The 20,760-nt window shown below is 62.3% G+C and carries 16 protein-coding genes; 2 read left to right on the top strand and 14 right to left on the bottom strand.

All coding sequences use genetic code 11. From position 1 onward, the window contains the following. Positions 1-3: 3 nt before the first annotated feature. The 4 genes from ACIPOO_RS11615 to ACIPOO_RS11600 form a co-directional block, all read right to left on the bottom strand. Positions 4-1,062 carry an ABC transporter ATP-binding protein gene (locus ACIPOO_RS11615; RefSeq protein ID WP_400606912.1) on the bottom strand — a complete coding sequence of 353 codons (1,059 nt, stop codon included), beginning with the start codon at positions 1,060-1,062 and terminating at the stop codon, positions 4-6. Further along, entirely contained in the window at positions 1,059-2,651 is a 1,593-nt protein-coding gene (locus ACIPOO_RS11610) for an ABC transporter permease (protein ID WP_400607723.1), read from the bottom strand. Before ACIPOO_RS11610 ends, ACIPOO_RS11615 begins: the two co-directional genes overlap by 4 nt. Positions 2,652-2,668: 17 nt before the next feature. Then, positions 2,669-3,676, bottom strand: a complete 1,008-nt coding sequence (locus ACIPOO_RS11605; RefSeq protein WP_400606910.1) for an iron ABC transporter substrate-binding protein — start codon at positions 3,674-3,676, stop codon at positions 2,669-2,671. Positions 3,677-3,884: 208 nt separating this feature from the next. Further along, on the bottom strand, positions 3,885-5,807 hold the full coding sequence (locus ACIPOO_RS11600) for an LTA synthase family protein (protein ID WP_400606907.1): 1,923 nt from the start codon (positions 5,805-5,807) through the stop codon (positions 3,885-3,887). 441 nt (positions 5,808-6,248) lie between these two features. Between ACIPOO_RS11600 and ACIPOO_RS11595 the strand changes: the two genes are divergently transcribed. Beyond that, entirely contained in the window at positions 6,249-7,541 is a 1,293-nt protein-coding gene (locus tag ACIPOO_RS11595) for a sensor histidine kinase (protein ID WP_400606905.1), read from the top strand. Here ACIPOO_RS11595 and ACIPOO_RS11590 read toward each other — a convergent pair. Further along, positions 7,501-8,391 carry a phosphatase PAP2 family protein gene (locus ACIPOO_RS11590; RefSeq protein WP_400606903.1) on the bottom strand — a complete coding sequence of 297 codons (891 nt, stop codon included), beginning with the start codon at positions 8,389-8,391 and terminating at the stop codon, positions 7,501-7,503. The two genes, ACIPOO_RS11595 and ACIPOO_RS11590, sit on opposite strands and share 41 nt — an antisense overlap. After that, positions 8,388-9,071: a histidine phosphatase family protein gene (locus ACIPOO_RS11585; protein ID WP_400606900.1), complete on the bottom strand. Its 684-nt coding sequence runs from the start codon at positions 9,069-9,071 to the stop codon at positions 8,388-8,390. Before ACIPOO_RS11585 ends, ACIPOO_RS11590 begins: the two co-directional genes overlap by 4 nt. A gap of 541 nt (positions 9,072-9,612) precedes the next feature. Between ACIPOO_RS11585 and ACIPOO_RS11580 the strand changes: the two genes are divergently transcribed. Then, positions 9,613-11,238 (top strand): ArnT family glycosyltransferase, encoded by a 1,626-nt coding sequence (locus ACIPOO_RS11580; protein ID WP_400606897.1) that lies wholly within the window; start codon positions 9,613-9,615, stop codon positions 11,236-11,238. Between the two features lie 49 nt (positions 11,239-11,287). On the opposite strand, the gene ACIPOO_RS11575 is transcribed toward ACIPOO_RS11580, so the two are convergent. The 8 genes from ACIPOO_RS11575 to arnB are packed head-to-tail and all read right to left on the bottom strand — an operon-like array spanning position 11,288 to position 20,112. Further along, complete coding sequence (locus ACIPOO_RS11575; protein WP_274130958.1) at positions 11,288-12,682, bottom strand: UDP-glucose/GDP-mannose dehydrogenase family protein; 1,395 nt, start codon at positions 12,680-12,682, stop codon at positions 11,288-11,290. Continuing rightward, positions 12,679-13,104 carry a 4-amino-4-deoxy-L-arabinose-phosphoundecaprenol flippase subunit ArnF gene (arnF, locus tag ACIPOO_RS11570; RefSeq protein ID WP_400606894.1) on the bottom strand — a complete coding sequence of 142 codons (426 nt, stop codon included), beginning with the start codon at positions 13,102-13,104 and terminating at the stop codon, positions 12,679-12,681. Before arnF ends, ACIPOO_RS11575 begins: the two co-directional genes overlap by 4 nt. Then, positions 13,101-13,445 carry a 4-amino-4-deoxy-L-arabinose-phosphoundecaprenol flippase subunit ArnE gene (arnE, locus tag ACIPOO_RS11565; RefSeq protein WP_400606891.1) on the bottom strand — a complete coding sequence of 115 codons (345 nt, stop codon included), beginning with the start codon at positions 13,443-13,445 and terminating at the stop codon, positions 13,101-13,103. Before arnE ends, arnF begins: the two co-directional genes overlap by 4 nt. Further along, a complete protein-coding gene (gene arnT, locus ACIPOO_RS11560; protein ID WP_400606888.1) occupies positions 13,442-15,088 on the bottom strand; it encodes a lipid IV(A) 4-amino-4-deoxy-L-arabinosyltransferase in 1,647 nt (548 codons plus the stop codon). The genes arnE and arnT overlap by 4 nt, the downstream gene beginning before the upstream one ends. Further along, positions 15,085-15,969: a 4-deoxy-4-formamido-L-arabinose-phosphoundecaprenol deformylase gene (arnD, locus tag ACIPOO_RS11555; protein ID WP_400606886.1), complete on the bottom strand. Its 885-nt coding sequence runs from the start codon at positions 15,967-15,969 to the stop codon at positions 15,085-15,087. Before arnD ends, arnT begins: the two co-directional genes overlap by 4 nt. Next, positions 15,969-17,960, bottom strand: a complete 1,992-nt coding sequence (gene arnA / locus ACIPOO_RS11550; protein ID WP_400606883.1) for a bifunctional UDP-4-amino-4-deoxy-L-arabinose formyltransferase/UDP-glucuronic acid oxidase ArnA — start codon at positions 17,958-17,960, stop codon at positions 15,969-15,971. The genes arnD and arnA overlap by 1 nt, the downstream gene beginning before the upstream one ends. Continuing rightward, positions 17,957-18,967, bottom strand: coding sequence for an undecaprenyl-phosphate 4-deoxy-4-formamido-L-arabinose transferase (arnC, locus tag ACIPOO_RS11545; protein WP_274130964.1), 1,011 nt, complete (start codon positions 18,965-18,967; stop codon positions 17,957-17,959). Before arnC ends, arnA begins: the two co-directional genes overlap by 4 nt. Then, on the bottom strand, positions 18,964-20,112 hold the full coding sequence (gene arnB, locus ACIPOO_RS11540; protein ID WP_400606880.1) for a UDP-4-amino-4-deoxy-L-arabinose aminotransferase: 1,149 nt from the start codon (positions 20,110-20,112) through the stop codon (positions 18,964-18,966). Before arnB ends, arnC begins: the two co-directional genes overlap by 4 nt. Positions 20,113-20,760: the final 648 nt, after the last annotated feature.

Genomic DNA, 20,760 nt, shown 5'->3' with positions numbered 1-20,760 from the left:
CGCTCACAGCACATGGGCATGCCCGGCGGCGGACAGGCTGACAGCACTGCCCATGGCCGGGATGTCGATGCCGGGGTTGCGCACGTTCAATGTTCGATGGGGAATCTGCTCGCCATTGGCGCCGAGCCGGGGCGCAAGCTCCAGAGTGAGCACGCAGGTGCCACCGGCAAAGTCGACGTCGGTAACGCTGCCGGCAGTGCCTTGGGCGTGCGCCTGGGTGGAGACGGTCAGCTGTTCGGGTCGCAGCAGAATCTGCGCGGCGCCCTGGCGACGGGGTTTGAGCACCGGGATCGGGCCCAGCTCGCAGTTGGCGACATCGCCTTCAATCCACGCTGGCAGGATGATCGCCTCGCCGAGAAACACGGCGGTCTGCTCGTCGATCGGGTGACGATACAACTCCATCGGCGCGCCGGCCTGCACCAGTTTGCCTTGGCGCATCACTGCCAGCTGGTCGGCAAACGACAGCGCTTCGGCCTGGTCATGGGTGACCAGCACGGTGGTGATCCCCGCGTCGGACAACAACTTGCTGACGGTGCGGCGCATGTTGCCGCGCAAGCCAGTGTCCAGTGCGGAAAACGGCTCGTCGAGCAACATGATCGCGGGGTTCTGCGCCAGGGCCCGAGCCAGCGCAACACGCTGTTGCTGGCCGCCGGACAATTCATGGGGCCAGCGCTGGCTCATCGAGGCTTCGAGCGACACCATCTCCATCAGCTCGGCGATGCGTCGTTGCTTGCTGTCGCGATCACCCGCCAGACCGAAACCGATATTGGCCGCGACCGACAGATGCGGGAACAGCGCGCCATCCTGCGGCACGTAGCCGATATTGCGTTGATGGGCCGCGACCTCCCGGGTGTCATCCACCAGCGGCTTGCCATGCATGGCAATGCGCCCGCTGTCGGGAAACTCGAAGCCTGCAATCATGCGCAGCAAGGTAGTCTTGCCGGAGCCCGAAGGCCCGACAATGGCGGTGCGGCTGCCACGGGCAATCGACAGGCTGACGTTGTCCAGGGCAATCACGTTGCCGAAGGTTTTGTGCAGGTTGTGCAATTCGAGGGCGTTCATCGGCCTGCCGTGCGTCTGGATTGATGATAGAGAAGGGCGGTGAGGGGCAGCGACAACAGCACCATGATCAGCGCGTAGGGAGCTGCGGCGGCGTAGTCGATTTCGCTGGTCATGGCCCAGAAGCCGGTGGCCAGGGTTCGCGTGCCGCTGGGGGCCAGCAGCAGGGTGGCGGTCAGTTCATTGGTGATCGCCAGGAACACCAGGGCCGCGCCCGCCGCCGCACCCGGTGCGGCCAGGCGCAGGGTCACATACCACAGGGCCTGGGCGGGAGAGCGGCCAAGGCTGCGGGCAATGTTTTCCAGCTCCACCGGCGCCTGAGCGATACCGGCCCGCAAGCTGACCAGCGCACGCGGCAGGAACATCAGCAGATAGGCCAGCAGTACGGTGATCGCAGTCTGGTAAATGGGCCGTGCGACCTTGATCGTGACGGTCACCAGTGCCAGCGCGACGACGATACCCGGCAGGGAACTGGTGATGTAGTTGCAGCTTTCGAGCAGACGGTTGAAGCGTCCCGGCGAGCGAATCGATAACCAGGCAACGGGAAACGCCGCTGCGGTGATCAGGATCGCACCGGTCGAGGCCAGCACCAGTGTCTGGCGCACGGCATCGAGCAACCCTTCCTGCTGCCAGACCTCGCTGCCGCCTGCGATCAGCCAGCGGGTCAGGGTCAGCAACGGCACGCCGAGGGCCAACAAGGTCACGCTCAAGGGCAATGTCAGGCAGATTAGCGCGGCAACGCGGCTCAGGCGCTGAATCTGCGGCTGCCGGGCGCTGCCCGAACCGACCCGGGCGTAACGTGCTTTGCCTCGCGCACCAGCTTCCAGGGTCAACAGCGCCAGGCACAGCAGGGCCAGCACACCGGCCAGCATGTTCGCCGCAGGCCCGTTGAAGGACGACTGGAACTGATCGAAAATCGCCGTGGTGAAGGTGTCGTAGCGAATCATCGCGAACAGTCCGTACTCGGCGAGCAGGTGCAGGCCGATCAATAGCGAGCCGCCGCACAGGGCCAGTCGCAGTTGCGGCAGCACCACACGGAAAAATACCGCCACAGGCTTGAGCCCCAAGGATTGGCCGACGTCTTCGATGGCCGGATCCAGCCGGCGCAGGGTCGCGGCCACCGGCAAGTAAAGAAACGGGAAATACGCCAGCACCGACACCAGCACCGCTCCGGGCAAACCGTGCAGGGAGGGCACCAGGCTGACCCAGGCGTAGCTGTGAACGAACGCCGGAACGGCAATCGGCGCAGTGGCCAGCAGCGACCAGGCGCGACGCCCGGGCAGATCACTGCGCTCGGTGAGCCAGGCAAGCGCCACCGACAGTACGATGCACAGTGGCAACGAAATCAGCACCAGCAACAGGGTGTTGACCAGCAGTTCGGCGACCCGGGGGCGAAACACCAACTGCACGATGATGTCCCAGCCGCTGACGAAGGCGATATAGATGACGAACCCCAGGGGCAGCAGCGCCAGCAGCGAGACCACCAGCGAACTCCCGGTGATCCAAGCCGCCATCCGTCGCCCGTGGCGTCTGCGCAAGGCCGCCGCAGGGGAAATCACGCCTGCGGTGGCTTTGCTTGCCAGGGTGGGCAAAGGTTCCGATTGCACGGTTACAGCAACCCTGCCTGAGTCATCAGGTCCACCACCTTCTTGCTGTCGAGCCTGGAGGCGTCAACGGCCGGAGCGTCCAGGTCAGCCAGTGGCACCAGCTTGGGGTTGGATGCCGCGCCCTGGCCTACTGCGTATTCAAACGACTTGCCATCCTTGAGCACGGCTTGGCCTTTGGCGCTGGTGATCCACGCGATCAACTTCTGGGCCTCCTCCTGATGCTTGCTGGAAGCCAGCACGGCACCACCGGAGATGCTCACGAACGCGCCCGGATCCTTGTGCTTGAAGTAGTGCAGGGCGGTGTTCTTGCTGTTTTCACCGGTCTTGGCCTGATCGACGAAGCTGTAATAGTGGAAGATCACGCCGCTTTCGATCTGCCCGGCGTTCACCGCCTTGAGCACTGCGCTGTTACCGCGATAGGCAGTGAAGTTGGCTTTCATGCCCTTGAGCCATTCCAGCGTGGCTGCTTCGCCCTTGAGCGCCAGCACGCCGCCGACGATGGCCTGGAAGTCGGCACCGGCAGGCGATGCGGCCCAGCGGCCTTTCCATTCGGGGTTGGCCAGATCTAGCATCGATTTGGGCAGCTTGTCTTCGGAGAGTTTTTCCTTGTTGTAGACGAACACCGTCGAACGCGCGGCGATGCCCACCCAATTGCCATGGGCCGGGCGGTAAGGCGCTGCCACCTGGGACAGCGTGGCCGGTGCCAGCGGCGCAAACAGGCCTGCGTTGTCGACCAGCACCATCGACGGCGAGTTCTCGGTCAGGAACACATCGGCCGGCGACGCCTTGCCTTCCTGAACGATCTGGTTGGCCATTTCACTGTCGTCGCCATTGCGCAACGTGACCTTGATGCCCGTGTCCTTGGTGAAGCCTTCGACCCAGGCCTTGGTCAGGCCTTCATGTTGGGCGTTGTACACGACGATACCGTCATCGGCATATGCGCTGGCGCAGGACCAGGCCAGCGCGGCTGCCAGAGAGACTTTGATGAACGAGGGGGTGTGCCGAGTCATTGTTATGCTTCCCGAAGAAGTGTGGGAGTCGTGAAACCGGCGCCTGAAGCGGCGGTGCAGTGAGTGTAGGCCTCATTCCCTCAATGCGAATCATTAGCGCATGGGAGGGAGTGGCAAATTAGGGTTGCCGGCGAGAAAAATTCGTTAAAACGGCGTGTACAGGGCGTTAATCCACCGCCTGAAACACGCCGTGTAACGAATCAGGCAGTCAGTTCCCGGCGTTCCAGCTCAGGAGCTGCTGCTTGAAGCCATGACTGGCCGCCTGATAGTAGGCAATGGCGCGCAGGATCAGCGGGTCGTCGATCTGCACGTGACGCTCGATGCTCTGGCCCTTGGCGTCGTCATGGCGACGCAAGCCGGCGCGAGGGCTGAGGATGGCCATGTCCTTGCCGTCGAACAGGCCCAGATGCTGGTAGTTGCCGACCAGCACGCGGGGCGCCAGGCCGTCTTCGCGGAACAGGTCGCGTCCGTAGAAGGTCGAGGTGTAGTCCAGGTTCAGCAGCCCGAGCAGGGTGGGCGCCAGGTCGATCTGGCTGGCCAGTTGCGACATTTCGCCGGCCTTCAACAGCTCCGGAGCATAGATGAACAGCGGGATGTGATAGTTGGCGATGGGCAGGTCTTCCTTGCCCGCGCTGCCGGCGGTGTGGTCGGCGACAAAGACGAACAGGGTGTTGCTGAACCAGGGTTTGTTGCGCGCCTGGGCCAGGAACTCGCCGATGGCCCAGTCGGTGTACTTCACCGCGCCGTCGCGCCCATTGCCCGAGGCAATGTCGATGCGACCGTCAGGGAAGGTGTAGGGGCGATGGTTGGAGGTGGTCAGCAGTTGCAGGAAAAACGGCTGGTTTTTGGCGAAGTCTTCATCGGCTACATTCAGTGCCTGACGATAGAGGTCTTCGTCGGCCATGCCCCAGGCGTTCTTGAACGAGATCTGCGACTCATCCACGCTGCTCTGGTCCACGACCCGATAGCCGTTGCCGGAGAAGAAAGCGTTCATGTTGTCGAAGTAGCCGCGCCCGCCGTAGACGAAGACGGCGTCGTAGCCTTTGGCGGTCAGTTGCTGGCCCAGGCTGGCATAGCCACTCTCGCGACCGGTGCGTTTGACGATGGAGCGCCCCGGAGTGGGCGGGATCGACAGGGTAATGGCTTCCAGGCCGCGGTCGGTACGGGTGCCCGTGGCGTAGAAGTTGTTGAAGTACAGGCTCTGCTTGCGCAGTGCGTCCAGGTTGGGCGTGAGGTTGCGCGCGTCGCCGTTGCTGCCCATGTACTTGGCGCTGAAGCTTTCCAGGGTCACCAGAACGATGTTCGGAGTGCGTGGCGTGCCCGGGTTGTCGATGGCCCGGCGATTGTCCAGCGGGTCCTGCCCCACGAACGAGACGTCCGCGCTCTGCAGCTCGCTGCGCAATTGATTGCCTGCCTGGGTCGCGGGAAGCGTGCCATAGAATTGCGCGTAATCCAGTTCATTGTTACGAAATGCAGCGAAGAACTGATAAGGACCGTTGCTCGCCAGTTCGCGCTGGTAAGCATTGCCGCCCTGACCCCGGGGCGTGTCCTGGTTGACGGCCAACCCGCACAATCCGGCCAGTGCCAGGGCACCCAGTCCCATCGCAAGCCTGGTGCGTGGGGCAGGCATCGGCGCCTCTGCTGCCCGGCGAACATAGCGCGCCAGCAGCAGGCTCAAGCCAATGGCGATAATCGCCAGGGTGCTGAGCAATTTGCCAATGGGATACGACTCGAGAATGTTGTTCAGCACTTCGTCCGAGTAGACCAGGTAGTCCACGGCGATGAAGTTGAAGCGCACACCGAACTCGTCCCAGAACAACCATTCGGCCACCGCCGTGAACAGCATGACGAACAGGCTGAAGCAGGTCAGGCCCTGCAACATCCAGCGATGCAGCCTGGTCTTCCAGAGCCTGGCAGGGCAGAGCAGCAGGTAGAAGGTCATTGGCAACAGCGCGTAGGCCAGAAACGCCAGGTCGTAGAGCAAACCAGTGGCGAAGGTGCCCAGGGTCGCACCGCCGGCATCATCCATGTGGGTGAGCCATAGCACGCATCGGGTGATCAGGAAGATCGTCAGCCAGACGCTGGCAAGCAACGTGAGAAAACGCACGGGCGCGAAACGAAAGAAATGCATCGAACGGTCCTTGTTATTGGGAAGTCCCTTGATTCATCGAGGGTTGGGCCTGGAACAACAACCCGGGGCCTGCATGCTGTCGAGCATCCGTCGGGGGCCGATTCGTGAATGAAGCGCCGGGTCAAGAGCGGCGGATAGTGCCATTCATTCGAGTACGGCGGCATGCGCTGAAACATCCGGAATTGATTACCTGGCCAGCCTTCGTCAAACGGTCACAATCCGCAGAAACCGGGGCGTGGCAGCCAATCAGGCAAAGATGAAAAACCAGTCAAAGGGCCGTGAAAAAAGTGTTTTTTATATCACTCGATTCAACACGAATGCGTTCTGGGGCCGCTGTTTCATCTTCCGATCCAGCAATTAACAAAACCATGACATACCGCCCTTGATAATGGCGCCTCGTTATAAGGACACGAAGTCGGCATTGGGTATGTGCGCACACTGATGGATATCAAACACAGCTTGAAACAGCGGATTGTCATCGTTTTTGCGTTGATGAGCGCATTGGTGGCCGGGGTATTCGCCGTCGGGATCATCGCCACCGTGCATGTGGTGGGAAACCGGCTCACGATGATCAGTATGGGCGGCAATCTGCATCGGCAACTGACCTCGGACCGCATCGAAGACTGGCGTCACCGCCCCGAGAAGGACGAGTTGTTCTACGCCGACGATGGCCTGGATGAAGTGGCGATGAGCGATGACCTCAAGGGCCTTCAACCGGGATTCCAGACCTTCGAGCGCGGCAAGAAATCCTATTACGCCATGGTCGAGCAGGTGGGTGAACGCCGCTATGTGCTGCTGCGCGACCAGCGCAAATCCGCCAAGCGCGAGCGTATCCTGCTGGGGATTGTGCTGGTGGGGTTCATCCTCAGTGTATTGCTGGCCATCCTGCTGGGCCGTTTGCTGGCTTCGAGGGTGATGGCGCCGGTGTCTCGCCTTGCGGGGCAGGTTCGTCATCGCGACCAGGTGCTAGAGCGCGCGCCCGTGCTCGCCAACGATTACGCCCAGGATGAGGTCGGTGCGCTGGCCCGTTCCTTCGACGATACCCTGGGGCGCCTGCGGGCGGCGCTGGGGCGAGAAAAGCTGTTCACCAGTGATGTCAGTCATGAACTGCGCACGCCGCTGATGGTGCTCGCCACCTCCTGTGAACTGCTGATGGAATACCCGCGGCTGGACGAGCGTTCGCGCACTCAGGTGCAACGCATCAGCAAGGCGACGGCGGGTATGAATCAGTTGGTTCAGACGTTCCTGCTGCTGGCGCGCACCGAGGGCAAGAACGCCCCGCAGGGCCAGCAAGCGACGCTGTCGCAGATCGCCGAAGAGTTGATCGAAACCTGGCGCCAGCCTATCGAAGAGAAGGGTCTGCACTTCGTCTATCACGGCTGTGAAGCGGGGGACGATACGCTGTACAACGCGCCGCTGTTGCGTTCGGTGATGGGCAATCTGCTGCGCAACGCCTGGCACTACACCGATCACGGCGCGATCAGCCTGACCCTCAACGCCAACGGTTTTCAGGTCGAAGACAGCGGCATCGGCATTCCGCTGGAGAAGCAGGAGGCGATGTTCCAGCCTTTCGTGCGGGGTGACGAGCAGCGCGGGGAGGGGTTGGGCCTGGGCTTGTCGCTGGTTCAGCGCATCTGCGCCAACCAGCGATGGACCGTGACACTGACCAGCCGTGAGCCGGCAGGCTGCTGCTTTACGGTTGTGCTTGAGGCACCGGGCACGCTGCCGGTTTGAAGGCGGAACTGGCAGTGTTCGCAGGTGACGGCTGGATCGCCGGATCCAGCCGCCTGCGGCCATAAAAGGCCATGGCCGTCAGGAACATCGAGAACCAGACGATGATGCCTGCCCAGAACGTGTGCGACATGAAGTGCCAGCCCTGCAGGACCCGTGTGGTGCCATAGACCATGCCCAGCGCCAGGGAAAACGCCAGCAACTTGCGGGCGTGGCGCCAGCGATAACGACGGGCCACGAAAAACAGCGCCATCATGGTGAATCCGCCTGACGCATGCCCGCCTGGCCAGCAGCGGCCTTTGCCGGCGTCGTGCAGCAGGTTGAAGTTCTCGAACCATTCCTTTTTCTGCTCGATGCCGCCATACAGCGTGGTTTCCACCGGGCAATAGATGCTGGTGTGGCTTTTGAAATAGTGAATGGCGCCCGTCGTGATGGAGAACGCGAACACCACGAACAGCAGATCCCGACGATGGCGGCTCAAGAAGCGCAACACGGGCCCGATCCGGGTTTTCTCGAGCCAGGCCAGCAGCCTCGGGTGTTTCTCGGCCTTGAGCAGCGGCCAGATAAACGACAGCACCGCGCCGACAACCGCCGCTTCGCCGGTCCAGTTGGGGATGATCCGCGCCCATTTGTGGGTGATGGTTTCGAACAGCTTGCTGTGCTGCAACGGGAAGGCGTGAGTGGTGGTGTTGTACATCCAGTCACTGAGAATCACGTCAAGGCCCGTCAGGTCGAAACTGACAAACAGGAGCAAGGCCAGCAGCAGCGGGGCGCCGGCGTGGTTGAGATAGAAACGGGTTTTGCTGTCAGACACGGTTGGGTCGTCCGTCGGGTGGTTGAAAGATGGATTCATGGGCGTCGGGCCAGGACCTTGCCCCAGTCCTGCGCTTCGACATAGCCCAGCACTCGGGTGCTGTGGTCGCCCGGGTTGACCTCGACCACCAGCGACGAGCCGTACTCGGCAGACCAGGGTGAGCTCACCTTGAGTGACTTCTGCAGCTCGGTGATGCATTCGCTGTGCGTCACCAGTACCAGGTTGCGGTGATCGAGCTTGTGCTTGAGCACGTCATCGAGCATCGAGCGGCGGCAGTTGATCAGCCAGTCCTGGGCCTGGGTCTTCTGACTGAAGGCGTAGCGGGAGGTCTGTTCGGTGCGTTGCAGCGGGCTGTTGAAGATATCGACCTGGCCCAAGCCCAACTGGCGCAAGGACTGCCCGACCCGTTCTGCCATTGCGCGCCCCTTGACCGTGATGCCGTCGGGCTCGTCAAGGCAGCGGTTGCTGGAGCGATCGCAGCGCTCGACATGGCGCATCAGCACCACCAGATTGCCCTGATCCCAGAGCGAATAGAAATCTGCCTTGAGGGCGTGGTGGGCCTCCGCAAGGTCAGTCACCGGGGCCGGACGCACGGCAAAGGCGGTCGCGCCAACCAGTAACAGGCTCCCCAGTACCAGGGCCAGCAGTCGCACGGTTTTTTTTCGCGCGTAATAGCGCGCTGTCAGCATGTTCAGCGTGTGACTGAAATATGAATTCATGATCGGTCCGTCTGGGTTTTATAAACGATTCGCACTGACACTGTTTCAGTACGCGCGACGCAAAGTGTGCTGTGGTCGAACAAGACAGGCACTAACAGAATTGTGAGCGCAGGTTATAGAGGCAAGAGTCAAGATGGGGTGAAGTGCATGTGAAAAACGCTTTCACATTTGCCGCCTCGCCCGCGCAGGCCCTGATCTGCAAGGGGCAACGCGGTCCAGGGGCGGCTTCAAGCTTTTCTGGGTCGGCATGTTACGGGCAGCGAACATGAATGTTTAAATATTCAACGGACTGTGCAGGGTATTTTCACGAAAGTTTTACATTGTCATCGGATGCAATAATTAATAAGTTGAAGAAGGTGTAATGCAATTGATTCAACTTTATGATGCCGACTCTTCAAAACGTTGTAGTAATCATCATGCCACCATCCGCTTCATCATCCGCTTCAATGGACTCGCCCCGGTTCGGCGCCAGAACCCCGTCTACTATGCTGTCATTCATTGAACACCCTGCGTGCCGCCGAACCGCCAAGAGGATCCTGCGTTGACATCGATCGTTTCCGAGTTTTTATCGGGTGTCACCCCCGCGCAGGCCCGGCGTCAGGCATGGAGTGCCGGTGGCCTGGCCTTTGTGCTGTTCATTGCCGCCAGCTGGCATCTGACCATCATTGGTTTCGATTCCCGGTTCGTGATGTTTGCCCAGGAAATGCTGCGCCACGGCCCGGGCTTTTTTCCCACCACCTATGGCGAGCCTTACCCTGACTATTCGGTATTCTCGACCTGGCTGATCTACCTGGCTTCACTGCCCTTGGGGCAAGTCACCAGTTTTACCGCCTGGTTGCCCACGTGCATTGCCAGCGCCGTCATGGTCGGCCTGATGTACCGGCTGCTCGCACCTTATTCCCGGCGCTGGGCGTGGCTGAGCATCGCGGCGTTGTTGTTGAGCAACACCTTCATCAGCGAAACCCGCGCCGTGTCCCTGGACCAGATGCTGGCGACCGTGGCTTTCGCGGCGTTCTACCTGGCCTATGCCAGGGACCACTTCGGCTCGTCCCGGCGCCTGTGGCTGTTTGTCGTTCTGCTGGTGTTGGGATTTGCCATCCGCGGGCCAATCGGCCTGGTGGTACCTACCGGAGTGGTGTGCAGCTACTACCTGCTGAGCCGGCAATACCAGCGGATGTGGCTGTCCGGTGTGGCCGCGCTGGTGCTGTTGGGGGTGTGCATGCTGGCGCTGTTGCTGATGGCGCGCGTCGAGGGCGGACAGGCGCTGGTGGCCGAGGTGATCCGCATGCAGATCACTGGCCGCATGGACGGCAGTGAAGGTGCAAGCCCTATGCTGTGGTACTTCAGCAGCTCACTGGGCAACTATGCACTGGCGTATCCGCTGGCGCTGCTGGTGCTGGTAACCGTCGCGATCACGGCCAGGACCGAACGCAGTTCCGCCCAGCAATTGTTGTGGCTGTGCGCCTTCGCCGCCTTGACGGTGATGGTCGGGCTGTCGATTCCCGAAGCCAAGAAATCGCGCTACATCCTGTCCATGGCGCCAATGGCGGCGATCATCGCCGGCTACCCGTTCCAGATGCGTATCGGCCGCCAGTTCTGGTGGCTGCGCGGCATGACCCTGACCCTTTACTGCTTCATCCCGGGGGCGCTGATGGCAGGGCTGCTGGCGGTACGCCCCAGGTTTCCCGAAGCCCTGGGCGATATCGGCCCAGTGCTGGTGGTGCTGGGCATGCTGCAACTGATCGCATTGCCGCTGCTGATGCGTCCGCGCTTGAGGCTCTACGGCTTGCCGGCCTGCGCGGTGCTGGCGGTATGGATCTGCTACATCGGGGTCTACGAGAAGGTCCAGCGCAACCTGTACGACACCCATCGTTTCACTGAGGCGGTGCGTGCAGTGACCCAAGGGGACAACGCGCCTCTGGTGCTGCATTCGATGGGCAAGGATGCCAAGGCCATCAAGTTCATGGTCAACGTCGATCAGGACCTGCTACCGGTTTTCACCGAAACGCCCGAGCAGCTCAACGCCGTGCAGGGGCCCGCCAACGTGGTGATGAGCAACAGTGACTTCCAGCGCCTGCAAGGCACGCGGTTTGCCGGGCTGCCGGTGTCCCTGACCGGGCGGTTCGACAAGGAAGACTACGTGTTGCTGCGGGTGCAAGGGCAATGAAAAAAGCGCGGCCTGACAGAATCAGGCCGCGCTTTAGGGGAGGGTCAGGTCACACAGCCGGGTGGTTGGCCAGCAACTCGTAGGGCGCCCATTGCTGCTGCGGGATCGGCAGGTTGCAGGAATCCCCGCGACCGATCGGGAAATACTGGAAGCCACGCTTGGCCATGCGCTCGGTGTCATACATGTTGCGGCCGTCGAAGATCACCGGCGCTTTGAGGCGCTGGGCGATCAGGTCGAAGTCCGGCGCCTTGAACTGCTGCCATTCGGTGCAGACGATCAGCGCATCGGCGCCCAGCAGCACGGATTCAGGCGTGCCCATCAGGATCAGGTTCGGCTGCTCTGCGTACAGGCGCTGGGTTTCCTGCATCGCTTCGGGGTCGAACGCGCGTACCGTTGCCCCTGCGGCCCACAGCGCTTCCATCAGCACGCGGCTGGGTGCATCGCGCATGTCGTCGGTGTTGGGCTTGAACGCCAGGCCCCACAGGGCGAAGGTCTTGCCCTTGAGTTCGCCCTTGAAGAACGCATTGACCCGGTCGAACAGCTTGTGTTTCTGCCGCTCGTTGATGTCTTCCACCACGTTGAGCAGGTCGTTCGAGCAACCGGCTTCTCGGGCACTGTGGATCAATGCGCGAATGTCCTTGCCGAAGCACGAGCCGCCATAGCCGCAGCCTGGGTAGATGAAGTCATAGCCGATGCGCGAATCGGCACCGATACCCAGGCGCACGGACTCCACGTCCGCCCCCAGATGCTCGGCGAGTTCGGCGATCTGGTTGATGAAGCTGATCTTGGTCGCCAGCATGCAGTTGGCCGCGTACTTGGTCAGCTCGGCGCTGCGCAGGTCCATGAACATCATGCGGTCGTGGTTGCGGTTGAACGGCGCATAGAGTTCGCGCATCACCGGGAACACATCAGGGTTGCCGCAGCCGATGACGATGCGGTCCGGGCGCCGGCAGTCCTTGACCGCCGAGCCTTCCTTGAGGAATTCGGGGTTGGAGACGATATCGAATTTCAGCAGCCGGGCCGACTGGCGCAACTGCTGCTCGATGTGGGCACGCAGGGCGTCGCCGCTGCCGACCGGGACGGTGGATTTCTCGACGATGATGACCGGGGCCTCGCGATGCCGGGCAATGGCTTCACCCACCGCGAAGAAGCCGCGCAGGTCCGCCGAGCCATCGGCCTGGGAAGGGGTGCCGACAGCGATGAACAACACTTCGCCGTGCACCACCGCACGGCGTTCGTCGGTGGTGAAGTGCAGCCGCCCGGCTTCCAGATTCTCCCGCACCAGGTTTTCGAGACCCGGCTCATAGATGGTCACGTGGCCTTTGCCCAGTTGCTCGACCTTGGCCGGATCGATGTCCATGCACACCACGTCATGACCGACTTCCGCCAGCACGGTGGCCTGCACCAGACCCACATACCCACTACCGAAGACGCTGATTTTCATCGGGAAAACTCCTTGTCGCTGTGAGCGATATTGCTGTGGCTACGCCGGTAATTGATCGTCACCACACCGAGCACGATGAGGGTGACGCCCACCGTTCTTGCAGGGGTGAGCGATTCGTTGAAAACAGGCAGGAACGCTGCGGCCAGGTACACCAGCGCGTAGCTGATGCTGAGCAGCGAGTAGGCCCGGCTGAGCGGCAGATCCCGCAGGGCGCCGAGCCAGCAGAGCATCGACAGGCCATAGGCGACGATGGCCGCCATGACCACGCCCAGGGCCTGGGTGTCGACACTGCCGCTTTGTATCGCAGCGAGCCATTGCGCCGGTTGCGGCAGCCTGAGCATGCTCCAGCGCATGCCCAGTTGTGCCGCGCTGACCAGCGCCACGCTGCCGGCGGCCATGGCGAGGCCTCTGCCCAGGTTCATGACTGTTGCCCCAGCAGCATCACGCCCGCCAGGATCATGGCCACGCCCATCCAGTGACGCCGGTCAACGACCTCGTCAAACAGGTAACGGCCGATCAGCGTGATGAACACGAAGTTGAGCGCCAGCATCGGATAGGCGATGCCCACTTCAAGGCGCTGCAGCACCAGCAGCCACAAAAGCATGCCGGCGCCCAGCAGGGCGATCGCCAGCCACAGCCAGTGGGTGCGCAGCATCAGCGCAATGCCGGGAAACTGGCCCTGCCATTGCTCGACCGCCATTTTCTGGGCGATCTGGCCCAGGCAGGTGAGCAGGCAGGCGCACAGCAGGAGGGCAAAGGTCATGAAGGCGTCCTGTCGAAGATCAGCAACGTCAGGTTGCCTTCCTCGTAACGTTTGCCGTCCGCAGGCAACAGGCTGAACTCGTGGGCGTTGTCGGCTTCGTCGCCGCGCATCAGCACCGCCACCGATCCCTCGCGACGCGCCTGGGTCATCCAGGCCTGAACCTGGTTCCAGTCCACCGCACGGGTGCTGGCCTGCGGGTAGTTGAGCCCGTACTTGAGTTCGCCCTGGGTGTCGTAGAGCACGACGTCCTTGCGCTTGAGGCGCCAGGACAGCGCGGCCGCGGCACCCAGGTCGTTGCTCAGCAACTGGTTGGCCGAGGTCAGTTCATCGATGTGGCGCACCACGAACTGGTCCGGCGTCTTGTTGAACACCACACTGTCGGGCAGGGCAATGGGAATCAGCACGATGCCCAGCCACGCCCCTGCCGCAGGCAGCGCCCAGAAGCGCAGGGGTTTCAGGCCTTGCAGGGCATTGGCCAGAATCCAGCCCACCAGGATCAGCACCGCCAGCGTCAGGTGCAGCGGTTGCTGATCGTAGAGATCCTGGCGATGCTGCACGACCAGCAGTGCCACCAGCGCGACAACACCGACCACCGCGTTGAGTACGCCGTTGGTGCGCAACGTCCCGCTGCGGGCCTGGCGCAGGCGCTCGACCAGCACGTGGCCCATCATCAAGGCCAGCGGAATCATGCACGGCATGATGTAGGTCGGCAGCTTGCCCCGGCTCATGCTCAGGAACGCCAGCGGCAGCGCCAGCCAGAGCAGCAGGAAGCCGGTTTGCGGCATGCGCCGTTCCTGCCAGGCCTGTTTCAGGGTGCCGGGCAGCAACACGGCCCACGGCGCGCTGGACGCGAACAGCAACGGCAGGTAGAACCACCACGGCCGCGAATGCTGGGCGTCATCGCCGGCAAAGCGGCGGATGTGTTCATGCCAGAAGAAGAAACGCCAGTAATCGGGCTCCCGCGCGTGGACTGCAAGTACCCAGGGCAGGCAGACAATGGCCGCTACCAGGATCGCCAGCGGGCCGAATGTCAGCAATTCGCGCAGGCGACGCTGCCAGACCATGTAGGGCAGGGCGACGATCACCGGCAGTGCCCAGGCCAGGAACCCCTTGGTCATGAAGCCCATGCCGCAGGCCAGGCCCAGCAACGCCCAGCTCAACAGGCGCGGCCTGCCGACACTGTGCGTGGCGTACCAGAATGCGACAAGGGACAGCGTGACCCAGAACATGAACTGCGGGTCGAGGTTGGCGTAGCCTGCCTGCCCGGCGATCAGCATGTAGCTCATGAACAGCAGAGCGCTGGTGAAGCTCTTGCGTGGGTCGCTCCAGAGCTTTTGCGCGATCAGGTACACCAGCAGCACGGTCAGGCCGCTGGCCAGCGCCGAGGCGATCCGTACGCCAAACAGGTTCTCGCCGAAAATGGCCTGGCCAACGGCAATCAGCCAGTAACCGGCGGCGGGTTTTTCGAAGTAACGCAGGCCCATGAAATGCGGCGCGACCCAGTTGCCGCTGTGGAGCATTTCCTGGCTGATCTGCGCGTAGCGGGTTTCATCGGGAATCCACAGGCCGTGGGTGCCCAGCGGCAGGAGGTAGGCCAGCACGAACGCGGCCACCAGCCACAGGATGGATTGATGGCGGCTCATGGTTGCTGCACTCCCAGCCAGCCTTCGCGCCCGGCAAGCGCGCCGCGCACCAGATGCCCTTGGGAGATGGACCGCAGGCTTGGCGGCAGGAGTTCGCCCAGGGGCTGGAACTCGACGCCCTTGAGACTGGCCTGGCTGAGCAACTGGCGGAACTGACCGGCCATGACGATGCCTTCGACCTCGGCATGGACGGTGTAGACGTTGAGGTGATCGGGCTTGAACTGATCGAGCAGGTAATCGTTGAACGCTTCGGGGGCGATTTTGGGGCCCACCACTTCATCGAAGGTGGGCAGATCCACCGGAATCTGTGGCGTGCCGGGTCGGCCGTCCGCGAGCACCGGGCGGAACAGGCTGTGGCCCCGGCAATCGCTGTTGTAGCGAAAGCCGAAGGACTGCTTGGCCTGCACCACCTGTTCATCCGCGCGCCAGCCAGCCGCTGCCGAGCAGGTGACCTGCGTGCCGAGGATGTCATTCAGGCAATCCACGCCACGGGCGATCTGGGCGGTCAGTTGCGTGGGCGTCCAGTGCCCGGCGTTGGCCTGCCAGCCGTGATGGTCCCAGGCATGCAGGCCAACCTCGTGCCCGGCCTCCTGGGCACGACGCATCAAGGGTCCAAGGTCGCGGCCGATCGGCTTGCCCGGCCAGGCGGTGCCGGCCAGCAGGATGTCCCAGCCGTAGAGGCTCGCGGCCTTCGAGCGCAGCATCTTGTAGAGAAACTGCGGGCGGGCGAGGCGCCAGAGATGGCGCCCCATGTTGTCAGGGCCGACGCTGAAGAAGAACGTGGCCTTGATCCGCGCCTCGTCCAGCAGGTCGAGCAACCGCGGCACACCGTCACGGGTGCCGCGATAGGTGTCGACGTCGATGCGCAATCCGGCCCGCATCAGTTCGCTTCCGCCTTCTCGGCCATGGCTTCGCGCAGGAAGAAGTCCAGGGTCTTGCCGATGGTTTCACTGAGTTCGATGGTTGGCTGCCAGTCGATCAGGCGTCGTGCGTTATCGATGCTCGGTTTGCGGTGGCTGACGTCCTGATAGCCCTTGCCGTAGAACGACTGGCTCTCCACTTCGCGGAATCCTGCGAACGGCGGGAAGTTATCACGCAGCGGATGCGCCTCGAACTGACGCAGCAGTTCTTCGCCCAACTGGCGGATGCTGGCTTCGTTGTCCGGGTTGCCGATGTTGACGATCTGCCCGTTACACAGGCCGTCGCGGTTCTCGATGATCCGCGCCAGCGCCTCGATGCCGTCGACCACGTCAGTGAAGCAACGCTTCTGTGCGCCACCATCGACCAGGCGAATCGGCGTGCCTTCCACCAGGTGCAGGATCAACTGGGTAATGGCGCGGGAGCTGCCGATGCGCGCCGAATCCAGGCGGTCCAGCCGTGGCCCCATCCAGTTGAAGGGGCGGAACAGGGTGAACTGCAGGCCTTTCTGGCCGTAAGCCCAGATCACCCGGTCGAGCAGTTGCTTGGACACCGAGTAGATCCAGCGTTGCTTGTTGATCGGGCCGACGACCAGGTTGGAGGTGTCCTCGTCGAAATGACTGTCCTGGCACATGCCGTAGACTTCCGACGTGGAAGGGAAGATCACCCGCTTGTTGTACTTCACGCAGTAGCGAACGATCTTCAGGTTCTCTTCGAAGTCCAGTTCGAACACCCGCAGCGGGTTGCGCGTGTATTCGATAGGCGTGGCGATGGCCACCAGCGGCAGGACCACGTCGCATTTCTTGATGTGGTACTCGATCCACTCGGTGTGGATGCTGATGTCGCCTTCGATGAAGTTGAAATTGGGATGGCTGCGCAGGCGCTCGATGGCGTCGCTGCCGATGTCCATGCCGAAGATTTCGTAGCGGTCGTCGCGCAGCAGGCGCTCGGACAGGTGGTTGCCAATGAAGCCGTTGACGCCCAGGATCAGCACCCGCGTGCGGCGCACCGACTTGCGCTTCTCGCTGCCCAGCAGGCGCGATCCATCCACCAGGCCGAATTCCCGGGCCAGTTGAGGGCCGCTCAGGTACAGGCCTTCGCTGCCGCGCTGACCGGCAGTGATCAGCAGGGAGTCTTCACCGCAGGCGATGCGCAACGGATCGCAGCTGATGACCGTGCCCGGTGCCTGGCCGTCGTTGCCAGCCTGCACCTTTGCATTCCAGACAATCAGCTTGTGCTCACCCACCGGGCAGAAGGCGCCGGGGTAAGGCTGGGTGACGGCGCGCACCAGGTTGTAAAGGCCAGAGGCGGGCTGCTGCCAGTCGATCAGGCCATCGGCGGCGGTGCGACGGCCGAAATAACTGGCCTTGGATTCGTCCTGCTCAACGCCGGGCAACTGCCCCTTGCCCAGCAACGGCAGGGTTTCGGACAGCAGGTCGGCGGCACCGGCGCGCAGTTTGCCGTGCAGGGTCAGCGCGGTGTCGGTGGCGCTGATCGCGATGCGCTGCTGGGCAACGATGGCACCCGCATCCGGGCGTTTGACCATGCGGTGCAGGGTGACGCCGGTTTCGGTTTCGCCATTGACCAGCACCCAGTTGGCCGGTGCGCGGCCACGATAGCGGGGCAGCAGCGAGCCGTGCAGGTTGAAACCACCCTGTTTGGCACAGGCCAGCAGCGGCTCGCCCAGCAGATGGCGGTAGTAGAACGAGAAGATGAAGTCAGGGGCCAGCTTGCCGATCCGCTCGATCCACAGCGGATGATTGGGATCCTCGGGGGCATGCACGGGGATGTCATGTTGGGCGCACAGTTGCGCGACGGAGGCGAAAAAGGTCTTTTCGGCAGGGTCATCGGCGTGAGTGAAGACCGCCGAGATCTCGTAACCGGCTTTGAGCAGGGCTTCGATACCGACGCAACCGATATCGTGGTAGGCAAAAACTACGGCTTTGAGGCTCATGGTGCGACCTTATTCAAAATAGGAGCGGGGGAATCGACGGTGGTGGCGACGGCAGCCGGTTGACTGCGCACGACTTTTTCGATGAAGAACCGTGGGCGGGCGCGCACGTCGCTGTACATGCGGCCCAGGTATTCACCGAGCAGGCCCATGCCGATGAACTGGCCGCCGGTGAACACGAACAGCACCGCAAACAGGACAAAGGTGCCGTGGCCGGCCCATGAAGCACCGAACATCAGGCGCAACACGATCAGCAGCGTGGCGAACGCGATGCCCAGAAAGGCCATGCTGAAACCGATGATGCTCAACAGCCGCAGGGGCGTGGTGGTCATGCAGGTGACCAGGTCGAACATCAGATTGATCAGTTTCATGGCGCTGTACTTGGATTCCCCGTGCTCGCGCTCAGCATGTGTCACCAATACTTCCGTTGTGTGACGGGCGAAGCTGTTGGCGAGAATAGGGATGAACGTGCTGCGCTCGCTGCAGGCGAGCATGGCGTCGACGATGCTGCGTCGATAGGCGCGCAACATGCAGCCGTAGTCGGTCATGGCAACACCGGTGGAGCGCTGCACGGCCAGGTTGATCAGCTTTGAGGGCCAGCGGCGCAGGGCCGAGTCCTGGCGGTTGCCGCGCACCGTGCCGACCACGTCGTAGCCTTGTTCGGCGACCTTGACCAGCCGCGGGATCTCTTCGGGCGGGTTTTGCAGGTCGGCGTCCAGGGTGATGACCAGATCGCCCTTGCACTGACCGAAGCCGGCCATGATCGCAGCGTGCTGGCCGTAGTTGCGGTTGAGGATCACCGCGACCACCGGGCTGCCGGGGCGCTGGCTTGCTTCAAGCAGCAGGTCGGCGGAGTCGTCGCGGCTGCCGTCGTCCACCAGGATGATTTCGCAGGGCTGGGTGACCTGTGCGCAGGCCGCTTCGGTGCGGCGCAGCAGTTCGGGAAGGCTTTGCGCTTCGTTGTAGACCGGAATGACGATCGACACGAGCTGGATGGGATAAGGTTTCACGAGCGGGCTTCCACAATCGATTCAATGGCACCGACCACGCGGTCGACATCGGCGAGGGTCATGTCCGGGAACAGGGGAATGGAGCACAGCCGCGACGAGTTCCACTCGGTGTCGGGCAGCTGCACGTCGGCAAAGCGCTGGCGGTAGTAGCTGTGCAGGTGGGTGGCGATGAAATGGATGCCGCTGCCGATGTTCTGCGCCTGCAGGGCTTTCATGAAGCCGTCGCGGTCAATGCCGCAGCGCGCAGCGTCGATGCGCAGGATGAACAGATGCCAGGCGTGCTGCTGGTCGTAGCGCGGTTGCGCCAGCGGCAGCACCGGGCTGCCCGTCAGGCGCTCCAGGTAGTGGTTGGCGAGCTCGGCACGGCGTGCGTTGATCGCCGAAAGACGTTCCAGTTGCACCCGCGCGACTGCGGCGTTGATATCGGCCAGGTTGTACTTGAAACCGGGCTCGATCACTTCCGCCTGGGGTTTGCGGCCGTGGGTCAGGCGGTCATAGGCGTCCACGCCCAGGCCGTGAAATTTCAGCCGGCGCACCCGGTCGGCCAGTTGCTCGTCGTCGCTGGTGAACATCGCGCCTTCGGCGCAGCTCATGTTCTTGATCGCATGAAAGGAGAAGATCGCCGTGCCTGAGCTGCCCACCGGGCGGCCCTTGTACCGGGTGCCTGCTGCGTGGGCGGCGTCTTCGATCACGGCGATGCCATGCTTGCGCGCCACGGCGTAGATCGGGTCGAGATCCAGGGCCGCGCCTGCATAGTGCACCGGTACGATGGCCTTGGTGCGTGGCGTGATGGCCTGCTCGATGCGCGCGGCGTCGGTCATGAGCGTGTCGCGGTCGACGTCGACGAACACCGGCGTGGCGCCCAGCAGGCAGATCATGTTGGCTGTCGAAACCCAGGTCTGCGAAGGCGTGATGACCTCATCGCCTGGGCCAATCCCCAGGGCGAGCAGGGTGATGTGCATGGCGCCGGTGGCCGAAGACAGCGCCACCGCGTGCTTCGCGCCACAGTGCTCGGCGAACTCCTGCTCCAGGCGCTGGCATTCGGGGCCGGTGGTGATCCAGCCTGAACGCAAGACCCGGGTTGCCGCCGCGACTTCCTCATCGCCCATGCTGGGGCGGGAAAAAGGAAGAAAATCCAGACTCATGTAAATCCTCCGCCAGTTCTTCAAAATCAGCGCGCACGAAGACCGCGTGCGCCACTGTGATCAGGGTGCTCGTTATGGGTATGAGGCGGGCGCAATGAAGGCCCAGGCAATAGAACTGTGAATAGTGACCGCTCCATGGATTACTGCTGTTACATCCGTGTCGAGGATTAGGCTGATCCCGAACTGTGGTTAAGACGATAGAAGGTTATTTATGAAAATTCCGTTTAGTGGGCGTTGGTTTTTCATCCAGAATCCATTTTTTTGCGAAGTATTTCTCAACTGTGCCGAGTGAAATGGAAAAGTCATAAAAACAGGCTATTCTTTTACGCCGCTTTTCTTGAAGGCACGGTTTATCTGGCCTGCAAGCTTTCGGGGCGCGGTTTCGAAAGGGCGTTGGAATGCGCTCGAGCCTCTTTCGGTTATGCGATTGAGCCTACGCCGATGAAGCTGAACGAATACTGAAAATGCGTCGAAATAACAAAGCCGTTACAGAGAGGATCGCCAAGTAATACAGATGAGCGGAGTGTATCGCCAGGCCTCGCACTACTTGTTACGGTGCAACATAAAGTTGAAAAGTTGCCGGCTGGCGTTATGCGAATCGATGTAAGCCGGATTTCCCCTCATGCCCGCCCAGGTAGGCGCCATTCG

It is taken from the genome of Pseudomonas sp. NPDC090201 (assembly GCF_044746825.1).
In the GTDB taxonomy this organism is placed as follows: domain Bacteria; phylum Pseudomonadota; class Gammaproteobacteria; order Pseudomonadales; family Pseudomonadaceae; genus Aquipseudomonas; species Aquipseudomonas putida_AD.
Note: the sequence above shows the minus strand (reverse complement) of the source record. Positions and strands in the feature narration are given on the sequence as shown.